Annotated in this window: 8 protein-coding genes and 5 pseudogenes; 2 read left to right on the top strand and 11 right to left on the bottom strand. The window is 67.0% G+C overall.

Annotation, left to right across the window (positions count from 1 at the left end; all coding sequences use genetic code 11):
* The 4 genes and pseudogenes from ACLHRZ_RS36130 to ACLHRZ_RS36145 form a co-directional block, all read right to left on the bottom strand.
* Positions 1-306: pseudogene (locus tag ACLHRZ_RS36130) on the bottom strand (alpha/beta hydrolase); the annotation flags it as partial.
* A 754-nt stretch (positions 307-1,060) separates the two neighbouring features.
* Positions 1,061-2,524 carry a lipid II:glycine glycyltransferase FemX gene (locus ACLHRZ_RS36135; protein ID WP_490422842.1) on the bottom strand — a complete coding sequence of 488 codons (1,464 nt, stop codon included), beginning with the start codon at positions 2,522-2,524 and terminating at the stop codon, positions 1,061-1,063.
* Positions 2,525-2,766: 242 nt separating this feature from the next.
* Positions 2,767-3,115: pseudogene (locus ACLHRZ_RS36140) on the bottom strand (IS701 family transposase); the annotation flags it as partial.
* Positions 3,116-3,139: 24 nt separating this feature from the next.
* Positions 3,140-3,637, bottom strand: a complete 498-nt coding sequence (locus ACLHRZ_RS36145; protein WP_490422843.1) for an IS630 family transposase — start codon at positions 3,635-3,637, stop codon at positions 3,140-3,142.
* Between the two features lie 122 nt (positions 3,638-3,759).
* Here ACLHRZ_RS36145 and ACLHRZ_RS36150 point away from each other — a divergent pair, with 122 nt between their 5' ends.
* Complete coding sequence (locus tag ACLHRZ_RS36150) at positions 3,760-5,022, top strand: IS256 family transposase (protein WP_490422844.1); 1,263 nt, start codon at positions 3,760-3,762, stop codon at positions 5,020-5,022.
* Here ACLHRZ_RS36150 and ACLHRZ_RS36155 read toward each other — a convergent pair.
* The 3 genes and pseudogenes from ACLHRZ_RS36155 to ACLHRZ_RS36165 all read right to left on the bottom strand — a co-directional run.
* Positions 4,988-5,365 carry a helix-turn-helix domain-containing protein gene (locus ACLHRZ_RS36155; RefSeq protein WP_490422845.1) on the bottom strand — a complete coding sequence of 126 codons (378 nt, stop codon included), beginning with the start codon at positions 5,363-5,365 and terminating at the stop codon, positions 4,988-4,990. The genes ACLHRZ_RS36150 and ACLHRZ_RS36155 overlap by 35 nt on opposite strands.
* Before the next feature lie 87 nt (positions 5,366-5,452).
* Positions 5,453-5,671 (bottom strand): hypothetical protein, encoded by a 219-nt coding sequence (locus tag ACLHRZ_RS36160; protein WP_490422846.1) that lies wholly within the window; start codon positions 5,669-5,671, stop codon positions 5,453-5,455.
* Between the two features lie 48 nt (positions 5,672-5,719).
* Positions 5,720-6,482, bottom strand: a pseudogene (locus ACLHRZ_RS36165) (IS701 family transposase); the annotation flags it as partial.
* Positions 6,483-6,514: 32 nt separating this feature from the next.
* Here ACLHRZ_RS36165 and ACLHRZ_RS36170 point away from each other — a divergent pair.
* Positions 6,515-7,188: pseudogene (locus ACLHRZ_RS36170) on the top strand (transposase family protein); the annotation flags it as partial.
* Between the two features lie 20 nt (positions 7,189-7,208).
* Here the strand turns inward: ACLHRZ_RS36170 and ACLHRZ_RS36175 are convergent.
* From ACLHRZ_RS36175 to ACLHRZ_RS36190, 4 genes and pseudogenes are all read right to left on the bottom strand, one after another.
* Positions 7,209-7,973, bottom strand: coding sequence for a transposase family protein (locus tag ACLHRZ_RS36175; RefSeq protein WP_490422847.1), 765 nt, complete (start codon positions 7,971-7,973; stop codon positions 7,209-7,211).
* Positions 7,974-8,236: 263 nt separating this feature from the next.
* Positions 8,237-8,857 carry a transglycosylase SLT domain-containing protein gene (locus tag ACLHRZ_RS36180; protein WP_490422848.1) on the bottom strand — a complete coding sequence of 207 codons (621 nt, stop codon included), beginning with the start codon at positions 8,855-8,857 and terminating at the stop codon, positions 8,237-8,239.
* A 665-nt stretch (positions 8,858-9,522) separates the two neighbouring features.
* Positions 9,523-10,671: an ISAs1 family transposase gene (locus ACLHRZ_RS36185; protein WP_490422849.1), complete on the bottom strand. Its 1,149-nt coding sequence runs from the start codon at positions 10,669-10,671 to the stop codon at positions 9,523-9,525.
* A 141-nt stretch (positions 10,672-10,812) separates the two neighbouring features.
* Positions 10,813-11,205: pseudogene (locus ACLHRZ_RS36190) on the bottom strand (transposase); the annotation flags it as partial.
* Positions 11,206-11,254 lie beyond the last annotated feature (49 nt).

The following is an 11,254-nucleotide window of genomic DNA, read 5'->3' on the forward strand; positions in this document are numbered from 1 at the left end:
CTTCGCGTACGCCGGGTCGTCGTACTGCTTCGGGGCCCACACCCACACCGGGCCGGAGAAACCGGACTTGGCGCCGTGCAGGGTCGTCACCGCGATCTTCGTGCCATCGCCCAGTGTGCTCTCGACCCGGAAGTCCGCCTCGGGCCCGGCGGGCATCAGCGTCCGGGGGTCGCCGGTCTGTATAGATTGCCCGCCCGAGGCCTTCCTGCCGAACCTGATGGATTCACCTTTTCCTGATAATGCGTCGAAGTGATTGAGTGTCGGCCAGGCGACGTGCCCGAGGACCGCGAGGGAGGCCAGCACCATACACCACTTCTTGACGCGCGATAACCGATCACACGCCTTCGATCGATGGGTGCTGCCGGGTAAGTAGGACATTGCAAAGCTCCCAAATCGCAAAGTTCCAAGGGGATTCTTACGGCCAGTCCCACTGAGCCTCTTTCATCCTACGAACCTGTAGGTCAGCGGACTGGGTGCTGACAGTTCGCCAGGCCTCTGGCCTGTGGTGTTGTGTCGGCACCAGCCAGGCGGACGCCGACGTCATCACCTTCCCGGGACAGGATGAAAAAGGTTCACCGAGCGCACCCGCCAGGCCAACGCCCTTGGATACACCGTCCGTTTCGACCCTATCGAAGCCGCGTGACCTCGACTGCCAGCGGTCAGCCGAAGGTTATTTTCGGACCAGACCCCGCATCCGTCACGTTGGCGGGCGAGATCAAGGGGGAGACCTGCGGCCTTGCCGGGGGAGAAAGGGGCGTGGTTGGCGAGGCTTGACGTCCACCCGCAACCTGCAGGAAGCCGGAATGTCGGCATGCATCCTTGCCCTGATCCATGCAGTTCAATTTGCAGGCCCCATAGAGACCCCACGCGAGCGTATCTACCGCGTCGCGCCTGCGCGAGGAGCGAGTAGCAGCTGACTCCAGTAGTGGACGGGCTGCCGCTGCAGTACCCGGTAGAGAGCTGAAGCAGCCTGCCAGTCGTCCCACCTGAGGTTCCAGTCACCGAAGCCGTTGCCAGGTACGAGGGTGAGTGGGACAGGGTGGCGGGTGGGGTGGAGGCTTCAGTAGCTCGTGGTCAGACTGGCGCGGAGGGCACGGTAGAGGGGGCTACCGAGGGCGAGGTCCCACTCTCCGAGGGTCTCGGCAATGTGTCCGCCGGTGCCGAGTTTCCAGCGAAGCAAGCCGTAGTTGGGGTCGTCGGGGGCCAGGCACTCGTGGACTGCGCCCATGTCGTAGGTGGCTGCGCCGTGTGCATGGGTATGGTGAATCGTCTGCCACTGTAGGGCGTTACTCGGCCGTAGTGTGCGGTTGTGGCTGGCATAGGCACCGTACAGGTTCCAGGACCGGATCCCTACGGTGACCAGGTTGTGGACGGCGAGAATCTCGCCGCCGTGCGCGGCCAGGAACAGAAGCATCCGACCGGCGTGTCCGCGGTTCATCGCCTGGTATCGGTGTTGGACGGAGGTGAGCTGCCAGCCGAGTTCGAACTTGACCCGTCCCTGGGTGTCCTGCAGCAGCCTGTGGAATTGGGGGAGGTCTCCCAGTCCTCCCTGACCTGTCTGTACCCCGCAGGCGTGGGCCTTTTTAATGTTCCGCTGCCACTGGGGGGTGAGTCCGTCCCAGAGGTTTCCCAGTGTCCGGTTACCCAGGGACAGCTGGGCGACGAAGCGTAGTGGGGTGTCCTGTGTGGTGGGGCGCCAACCTCTGTTCCGGAGCCAGTCGGCGATAGCAGTGCCGGTTGAGTCTGTCTCGTCTGGTGTCGTGTCGCGTAGCTGGCGCGCTGTTCCCGTACGGGCTGTGTCTTTGACGGTTCTGGCTTGCCAGCGGTGCAGTTGTGGCGGTGGTGCAATACGGATGGCGATAGCGCCCTGCTGGTGCAGGTAATGGACCAGGGGATCCAGCCAGCGGTCTGGGGAGAATGAATCCCAGTCGATCACAGGGCCCTGCGGCAGGTAGTACAGGGGCTTCCTGGCACAGGGCTCTGTCCGTGACAGCACGAGTGCGGTGCCCAACAGCCGTGCGCCAGTGGACATCCAGCCAAAGTACTCGACTCTCCAGCCTTCGCTGGTGCGCGCCCATGAAGGGCATCGCTTGAAACTGGCGCCCCCGGCAGCTTGAGCGCCCGGGGCTTCAGTCCATGCCAAGTGCTCCTGCGCTGTCACCCGGAACAATCGGATGCTTGTGCGCTCCTTCTCGCTCTGGGAGCAGGCCTGCTGTCCTTTTGCGCTGGGAAGGCGAGTGAGTGCGCTGGAGAACACTGGCTGTCCTGCGCACCTCATCGGCGGTTCGTCTCTACAAGCGCAGTTTGTGCCGTCTGAAATGCCCACGGAAGGCCTTGAGGCATTGTGAGCTGCTTTACGGCCCCTGGCGTAACGTAGGAGAGGCGCACTTTTCCAGTGTGCCATCCGGTGGCGCAGGGGAGCCCAGATCCAGCCGCACCAGGCGGTGAAGGCTGCCACGCCCGGGGTGGGTTTCCTCATCCTTTTCTCCAGTACGCTCAGTGAATCACGGACCGGCCGTTCCATACGGCGGGGAGCAAGTTCTTGTAAACCGTTCGCTCATACAGAAAAGACTGCCGGCAAAAACTCTGGCAGAGGTTTACCTGCCTCCGGCTGAAGCTTTCCAGAAGAAACGCGGGGCGGCTCTGCGGGAATTCAGGCATTTGCTTGGATGCCTTTCACGCATGCCCGGCGGAGCGTCAGGCAGATGCCTGAAAGGCCCCTGTGAGATGTCACCGGTAGTTCGTTAAACCCGGCGTCGGTAGAGATCAAGGGGTCTGCCGGTGGTGACCGCGTCGAGCAGGGCCTGGAGTTCGGCGGGCGGGTCCTCGTCCGTCCCAGGCCCGCCGCCAGCGGTGCAGGGTGGTGGCGGGCCTGGACCGCACCGCGCGTAACGCCCTGGGCCAGCAAGGTGGTTGGGGCTGGTGGGGCGTGGCAATTCCCCCTCTCTGGCCCGTTGTCGGGGCAGGGGTCCGGTGCGGTGGCATCCAGGGGGCCGGGTGGGGCGGACCACTGGTCCCAGCAGAAGGTGAACGCGCAGTTCACCACGGCCTGGTGGCGGCGTGTGGCGGTGCCGGAGCGGACCTGGAAGTCGGCCCAGCCGAGCTCGTCCTTGATATTGAGTCGAAACTATTTGGTTGCCTACTGGAGCGTGTAGCGGGCGTGGCGGGCGTGGAAGTGGCCGTGGACGATGTGGGGTTGGTGCTGGCGTCGGCGGAGGAGGCGCCGGGTCTCGTGGGCGGGGTCGTCCGCCGACCGGGCGCGTGCGGCGTGGACATGCCGCTTGACGTCGGCGTTCAGCAGTTCGTCGGGGTTGAGCTCGGGGCTGTGACCGGGCATCAGGTGCAGCTCGGTGCGCTCGCCGTTGTCGGCGAGCCAGGTGGTCACGGCTTTGCTGCGGTGGACGGGGTGCCGGTCGGCGGTCACATGGATCCTCCGTCCGGCCCGGCGGGCGAGTCGGTTCAGGAACGTGGTGAAGGTTTTCGCGGTGAACTTCTCGGTGAAGACGGTGAAGCAGAGGGTGCCGTGGGAGGCGATTGCGGACATGATGTTCACCTTGAAGCGCCGGCCGGATACCCGCACGACGGGCGTCTGGCTCTTGGGTGCCCGGCTCCGTCCGGGCGGGGCGAGGGTGTACACCTGATTGTGTGAGTGGGGGATGATTGCTCCTGTTGAGTCCGGTTCCTGCCCTGAACGGAAAGTGACGCATAGTGATATCGAGGCAGGGATCTGAGGCGGGTCGTGGCGATGCTGCGGAGCGGGTGGCGCGGGCGTTGTCGCCGGAGGCGATTGACGCGCTGATCGCGGACGCGAGGGACTCCGGGATTGCGCTGGACGGCCGGGACGGTCTGTTGCAGCAGATGATGAAGCGGGTCATCGAGCGGGCCCTGCAGGCCGAGATGGCGGACCATCTGGGCTATGAGGCGGGTGATCCGGCCGGGCGGGGCAGCGGGAACAGCCGCAACGGCTCCTACGGCAAGACGGTGACCACCACGGCTGGCCCGGTCACCATCGACGTGCCGCGGGACCGCCGGGGTGAGTACGAGCCGCGGATCGTGCCGAAGGGGACCCGGCGGCTGGGGCAGGTGGATGAGATGATCCTGTCGCTGTACGCACGCGGCATGACCACCCGCGACATCACCGCGCACCTGGCCGAGGTCTACGGCGCCGACGTCTCCCCGGCCCTGGTCTCGAAGGTGACCGACGTGATCGCGGACGAGGTCACCAGCTGGCAGCACCGCCCGCTCGACGAGTGCTACCCCATCCTCTACATCGACGCGATCCGCATCAGGGTCCGTGACAACGGACACGTCGTCAACAAGGCCGCCCACCTGGTCATCGGCGTCGATGTCGACGGCATCAAGAACGTGCTGGGCATCTGGCTCCAGGACAACGAGGGCGCGAAATTCTGGCTCCACGTCCTGACCCAGCTCAAGCACCGCGGCCTCACGGATGCCCTCATCGTGTGCTGTGATGGCCTGAAGGGCCTGCCCGAGGCGATCGAGGCCGTCTGGCCTGCGGCGATCACACAGACCTGCGTCGTTCACTTGATCAGGTCGGCGCTCAAATACGTGAACTCCACCGACCGCAAGAAGGTCGCCGCCGCACTGAAGCCCGTCTACACCGCCGTCGACGAGACCGCAGCCCTCGAAGCCCTCGAGAAGGTCCGCGAGGACTGGGGCCGCCATTACCCCGGCACCATCAGCGTGTTCGAGAACGCCTGGGAGCAGTTCATCCCGTTCCTCGACTTCGACCAGGACATCCGCCGCGTCATCTACACGACCAACGCCATCGAGTCCATGAACCGCAACCTGCGCAAACTCGTCAAAACATCCGGGCACTTCCCGTCCGACGACGCCGCCCTCAAGATGCTCCACCTCGGCATCCGCAACATCGAGGGCCGCCACATCGACGGCAACGGAACCAAGGTCCCCACCGGCCGCGTCCGCGGCACCGGCACCCTCGGCTGGACCCGCGCCATGAACCAGTTCAAGATCCGCTTCGGCGACCGACTCCCCCTCTGACCAACATCAACCCACAGTAACCACGGCAGGAACCGGAACCACACGACACAACACCCATCACACACAAACCAGTTGACATCCCCGGCGGGGCAGTGTCCGGACGCAGTCCGCACTGGCCCGCCCACGCCACCTGCGCGTTCTCCGCTTTCGCGCGGGAAGCGATCGCCGGGTACTCCTCCCGGAGCCAGGCATCCGCCTTCTCCTGGTCCTGACGGCAGGGCCAGCGGTCGGGCCGCTGCGGGGAGAAACCGTGTCGCCGCAGCCACTTGCCCGCACCCTGTCCGGTCATCGTCACGCCGACGACCATCCGGATCAGCTCGGCCACAAGCCTGCGGGTCCACACGGGTCCACAGCGGGCCGCCGATCAGCAGCTCTTCGGGCGTGTAGTCGGCCATCGCCCGGAACAGCACCGCACGGTCGTCGGCACCGATCAGCTCACCCGGCCCGAACGGGACGTGACCGGCGCCGCGAGCGCTTCCCGGCCCGCACCCTTGTACGTGCGCCACCAGGTGCCAACCGGCCTCTCACCGACGCCGAACACCCCGGCCCCCTGCCGGTACGAACCCACCGCACCGGACTCCAGCACAGCCACCACCCGCAGCCGCACCACCTCCTGCGCGGCCGACGACAACCGCCACGCATCCCCCACCTCAATCACGCACCCTCAACGAGCAAGGCAACCAAACCGTTTCGGATCAATATGTTTGTAGCTCTGCTCGATCCATGGCCGCAGCCCGTAGAGGCGGACGATCTCGGCGAGGCCGGCCGGCGGGTGCGGGGAGGTGGCGGCGCGTGGCGCGTCGGGGTGGGGCAGGTTGGTGGCCAGGTACCGGGTGGCCTTGTCCGGCAGAGTGCCCGGGCCGGTGGTGGCCACGACCAGGCGGTGCGGGCTGTTCGGGCCGTAGCCGCCCAGGCGGGCGTCGGCAGCCCACCAGATCTCGGTGTGTCTGTCGGGGAAGTGCCGCTCGACCGGAGCCCAGTCGCCGGGGTGGCCAGCATCCCGCCAGGCCAGGGCATGGGCGGCGGCGATGGGGTGTGCGGCTGTGTGCGGGCGCCCAGGTGCCGCGGTGCGGCTTGAAGTGAACCACGTAGGGCAGACAGGCCTCGCGCAGTGTGTAGTACCAGTCGTCGCTGACGGAGCAGGCGCAGTCGGCCACCACCGCCCGGCAGGGAAAGCCGGCCTCCTTGCCCTCGGTGACGAGGGTGGCGGACAGCTGCGGTTTGGTACGGAAGCCCGGATCTCCTCGTCCGCGCCGGAAGTGGTGGGCCGGGGTGTAGGGCACCGCGTGCAGCGGGTAGTACACCCGCCCGTCGGTCCACACGGTGGTAACGGTGACCACGCCGTTGTCGGTCTTGCCCCACCTCCCCAGCCACTGCCGTCCCACGTGCGCGGTGGCCATGCCGTCCTTGCGGTCCCCGGAGTCGTCGATCACGATGACCCCGCCCTCGTGCGGGGCAGTGAGCGTTTTCAACTCGGTCACCAGTCGGGTGACGTCGGCGGTGGCTGCGTCCGTCCGGACGTGCGCTGGTCACGCTGGTGTACCTGCGTCAGCAACTGGCACTCGCGCAGATCGCGGCAGGCTTCCGGATCGGCGTCGGTACCGCGCACGCCTACGTCCGCTCCGTCGTCACCCTGCCAGCCCGCCGGGCGCCGGGGCTCACCGCGGCCCTATGCGAGGTGAAGGCGAGAGCGGAGTACGTGCTGGTGGACGGCACCCTCGCCGAGTGCGATCGGCTCGGCGACGCACGGCCCGACCACTCCGGAAAACACCGCCGCCACGGCGTGAACCTCCAGGGCATCACCGAACCCGGCGGTAGGATCCTGTGGATCTCACGGGTGCTGCCCGGCCGCACTCACGACCTCACCGCGGCCCGCCACCACCGCATCATCGCCACCTGCGTCCGCCTCGGCCTCCCCGTCCTGGCCGATCTCGGCTACCTCGGTGCCGGCGGAACCTTCGCCACCCCGCAACGACGCCGCCCATGCCAAGAACACACCGTCCGACAGCGGTCGGTGAACAAGGCCCACGCCCGGCTCCGGTATCCCGTCGAACGAGGCATGACCCGCCTCAAAAGACCTGGCGCATCTTCCGCAAAGCACGCTGCAGCCCCACCTGGCTCACCACAGCACCACGCACCATCCTCACCCTCGAGAGCTACCGCTGAAAAGGCTCAGTGAACCCTTTTCATCCTGAATATTCGCAGGTGAGGAGGGTGTGGACGGCGGCGACGATGGTTCCGATGCGGTTGGTCGAGCAGCGGGCCCGGCGGAGGATCCGCCACTGCTTGAGGCGGGCGAAGGCCCGTTCGCCGGGGGCTCGCAGGCGTGCATGGACTCGGTTGAACCGCTTGTACTGTTCGGGTAGTTCGCGGTGTCCGTAGTACGGGGTGCGGACGGTTGAGCCGGCGCCTTGGTAGGCCCGGTCGGCCAGGATCAGGATCTCCCGGGTCAGGCATGCCTGGAGGATGCCGTGTGCACGGGCCGCGGTCAGGTCGTGCGTCCGGCCCGGCAGAGCGCGCGAGAACCACAGAGGTGTCCCGTCCGGCCGGGCGATGACCTGCACGTTCATGCCGTGCTTCTTGTGCTTCTGGCTGTAGTACGGTTCGTCCGCGGCGATCCGGTCGGTCGGGATGAGGGTGCCGTCGGCGATGACGAAGTCCCCTTCGCCCAGTCCCACGAGGGCTTCGCGCAGGCCCGGTGCCCACGCGGCCAGGATGTCGACTGTCTCGTCGACGTAGCGCCAGGCGGTGGCAGTGGAGACGCCGAAGCCTGCGGCGATCCCGGTGAGCGTCTCGTTCTTGCGCAGGTGTGCCAGGGCAAGCAGGGCCTGCTTGAAGCAGCCCAACTTGCGCCATCGCGTGCGAAGTTCACGCCTTCGGGCGTAGATGAGCCACGAGACGTGCTCGACTAGCTCGTGCGGGACGTCGAGCATGGCAGCATACGGAACCAACAGAGCCCCTCGGTCGGCCGCGTGATGAGTGAGATCACCACGCCAACGACGAGGGGCTCTGCCATGTCACCCCACCTGACCTGCCTGTTTCACCCACGCGGAACAGGATGAAAAGGGTTCAGTGAACCTCTTTCATCCTGTTCCGGGAGAGTGAAGACGCTGCTGTCCACCTGGCCAGCGCCGGCGTGACACCACAGGTCAGCAGCCTGACGACCCGTCAGGGCCTAGCTCGCTGACCTGCAGATTCGGAGGTTAAAAGACGCTCAGTAGGCGGAGTTGACGTTGTCCATGGAGCCGTAGCGGTGGGCAGCGTAGTTGCAGGCGGCGGTGATGTTGGCGACGGGGTCGTAGATGTCCCAGGAAGTGCCCTCGACGTGGTAGGCCTGGAAGGTGGGGTCGATGACCTGGAGCAGGCCCTTGGACGGGATGCCGTCCTGAGCGTTGATGTCCCACAGGTTGACGGCCCGGGTGTCACCGCTGGACTCGCGCATGACGTTGCGGTGGATCCCTTCGTAGGTGCCGGGGATGCCCTTGGCCTGCAGGATGTCCAGCGCCTCACGGATCCACCCGTCAAGATTCGCCGGATAGGCCTTCTTCACAGGCTCCTTCTCGCGTTCGGCGGCGCGGGCGGCGGCCTGCTCCCGGGCCTGCCGGGCCGCGCCGTCGTGCAGCACGGCCTGCTCGCCATCATGGACCTGCCCGAAGATCTGGGCGTTCCACGCGACGGGCCTGACGGCCACCGGCCGCGCCGTGTCATCGGCCTCGGCCTGGGCGGGGATGAGCGCCGGTCCGGCCACCGTGACGCCGATGGCCGCAGCACCGGCAACCGACAGCCTCCGGTGAGCCTGGGGCAGACGGGTAAAAGCAGATATGACAGAGCGCATGACGGGGAAAATCCTTCGCTGACGGGTGTGCGCCCGCGTTCCCGACGGCGGTACGCCGCGGCGGCCGGGGGCCGGGAGAGCAGAACGCCGCACTGCAACGGACGACGCCTGCCAGGAGCCGCCATTGTCAGCAGCATCGAAAAGAGCTGACAAAGGGCCCACGTACTACCCCGCATCGTTGCCGCATGGGTCTCTCACGCAGGCAAGGCCGCTGAACCGGGCCATGTCCGGGGAAATGGATCTATCCGCTCACAGCCGTAAGTGGTCCGCATCTCGTGCCCGGTCTCACACCACCACACCCATTCCGTCACACGCCGCAACCGCCTCCCGCTCGCAGTGGCCGGCCGGATCCGTGGACGCGGCAGTCACCATGAGGCACTGCGAGGACTCACGCATGTGATGGAAGCGTCCAACAACCCGGCGGGCAACGCACCGACCGGATGGCAGCAGGCCACGCCCCACCGCGCGCAGGCCGACCCGGCTGGGGGCGTGCGGGGACATGCGGCAGGCCGCGCGAGGGCACCTGTACGGGAGTCTTCGCGTCACCCGTACGGGTCGGGCAGGATGGCCCGATCGGGCACGGCGCGATTGCATGGAGTCACAGCCGGGCCACAGTCCGGGGGCAGGGCTGTTCCAAAGTTCTTTGATCTTGGTGTAGTTGCTGGTCAGGTGGCGATTCCGAGGAGGTCGAGGGGGCGGGTGAAGGGCTGGTAGGACATCTCACGGAGGCCGGCTGCGATGTCGGTGTGGCCGTGCTCGCGGAGGGTGTTGATGGCGAGGTTTCGCAAGGTGGCCGTGTTCTCGGGCGCGTGTCCTGCACGGATCTTCGGGGCGTCCTCGGCGAAGGCGGTGTCGCGGATGTGGTGGAGCCGGTTCTCGCTCACCCAGTGCGATCGGATGAGCCGGGCGATTCTTTCCGGTGATGCCTGCCTGCCGGTGAGGCCGGTGATCACGTAGACGGTCTCGCGGGTCCGCTTCCCGCTTCGGATCCCGGTGCGATGCCGGGTGATCCTCGCCGCCTGTGCGGCGTGCGGAACGTCCAGGTCGTCGATGGTCGGTGCCTGCACCACCCGGGTCTCCTTGCGGCCGTGCCCCTGGCTGCGGTCGCAGGACTTCGCCGTGGCCCGCGCCCGGGGCAGGGCCCGCAGCCGCTGGTGGAGGAGGGGCTGGTTCTTCTTCACGGTGAACGCGCAGTGCGCCTGCTTGGTCCCGGCGGGGAAGCGGGCGTGGCCACGCCGGGTATGCAGGGCGTCGGCCGTCACCACGGTCCCGGCCGGGGCGAAGGGCTCCAGCAGGGCGGCGAAGCAGGTGATTTCGTTGGTCTTGTCCGGCACCCGCAGCCGGGTGACAGTGCGGCCGTCGCCGGTCATGACGGCCAGCAGATGCGCGGCGGGCGTATCCAGGTGCCGGGATCCGCGGGCGCTCTGGCCGTCCACGGCCGGCATCTCGGTCCCGTACGGATCACTGCCGGTCGGGTCGGCCAGGCCTCCCGGGCAGACAGTGGTGACGGCCCGGCGGATCGTCGGCCTGCTGGGCGCGACCCGCACATTCAGCGAGGCCAGCAGCCGTGCGCCGGGCCGGGCCAGAGTCTCCTGCGGGGCATTGCGCGCCCACTGCCCGATCGCCGTGTACGACCGCGCGCCGGCCACGACAGCCGAGGCCGCGACCAGCAGCACCGCCACGAACGGGTGACGCCGGCCACGACGACGACGCGGGTCCGCCAGCCTGACCAGCCGCTCCACCAGCGGCAACCCCGAACACCCCGTCAACGGGACGGACTTGACCAGACAAACAGCGGCAGACCGGCGGCACACCGGGGCTCCGGTTCAGCAGAACAACTTGGCGGTCGCCTGCTTCAACCGGAGCCCCGATGCACACGGAACGGCCCGACCGGACATCGTCACAGCGCCGTGATCAGCACATTCACTTGACCACCAAGACTTTGGAACGGCCCTGGCGACGTGGGTCCTGATGCGTGTCTTGGGCTCGATCAGCTCGCGGATCGCGAGGTAGAGGACCTTCACGGCGGCCTGTTCCGTGGAGAAGTGACCGCGGTTGCGGGTGAGTTTCCGCAGCCGCGCGTTGATCGACTCGATCATGTTCGTGCTGTAGATCACCTTCCGGATCTCGGGTGGAAACGCGAGGTAGGGCACGAAGTCCTGCCAGCTCTGCCGCCAAGGCCGCAGAACGGCAGGGTATTTCACTCCGAGCTCGGAGTCGGCGAACTCTTCCAAGGCCTTCTCGGCGGCCTGTTCGGACACGGCAGTGCAGATCTTCCGCAGGGCCGGCACGAGCTTGCCGTGATCGGCCTTCGACGCGTAACGCAGGCTCGCCCGCACCAAGTGAAGCCGTCAAGAAACAATGCGTTGCTTCACGAGGGTGATCTCGTTGGTGTGG

This window comes from Streptomyces sp. AM25 (assembly GCF_058146165.1).